This is a genomic window from Microbacterium sp. ZXX196 (assembly GCF_009709595.1).
Taxonomy (GTDB): domain Bacteria; phylum Actinomycetota; class Actinomycetes; order Actinomycetales; family Microbacteriaceae; genus Microbacterium; species Microbacterium excoecariae.
Genome location: NZ_WMEE01000457.1, coordinates 1 through 242, shown reverse-complemented (window position 1 = coordinate 242; position 242 = coordinate 1). Strand labels below are relative to the sequence as shown.

Sequence of the window (242 nt, the reverse complement as noted above, 5' to 3'; positions counted from 1 at the left end):
ACCGCCGTCACAACGCCAGCGCCCAGCAACAGCAGGGTGTCCGGGGCCGAGCTGCCGAAATGGTTTTGGCCCGTGGCAGTCAGATAGGCCAGATACGCCAGTGCGGGCGGTAGCAGGATCAGAACCTCCAGCAAAAACCCCTGGTTCGGGCCGATGGGCAGCGACTTTTTGAAATACGCGTAAAACCCCCAAGAGGTTGTCAGCGCCAGCGCCGGCCAGGGTAACGAGCCCTGGTCGAACCA

General features: G+C 62.4%; 1 pseudogene. It reads right to left on the bottom strand.

Annotated elements, in window-relative coordinates:
• A pseudogene (locus GJQ66_RS14400) lies at positions 1-242 on the bottom strand (EamA family transporter RarD); the annotation flags it as partial.